Genomic DNA, 241 nt, shown 5'->3' with positions numbered 1-241 from the left:
GCGCCTGTTCTCACTGGCTTTTTAGAGTGTTATCCGGCTATTCACTTTGAACTGGTCAGTACTGAAAACGTTATCGACCTGCTTCAGCAGAAGACAGATGTCGCTCTTCGGGTTGGAGAGTTGTCTGACTCCACCCTGAATGCCCGAAGCCTCCCCAGCAGCCGAATGCAGATAGTTGCCCAACCTGATTATCTGAAGAAGTATGGAATACCGAAAACCCCAACTGAGTTGTCCGGCCATC

General features: G+C 50.2%; 1 protein-coding gene. It reads left to right on the top strand.

Features of this window, described 5'->3' with window-relative positions:
• Positions 1-241: LysR substrate-binding domain-containing protein (locus ACY2RR_RS24660; protein ID WP_490110846.1), on the top strand; the 241-nt coding region annotated here is incomplete at both ends.

Source organism: Parendozoicomonas sp. 2304DJ65-17, assembly GCF_058148445.1.
The sequence above is the reverse complement of the archived record's forward strand: the minus strand, read 5'-3'. Positions and strand labels throughout refer to the sequence as shown.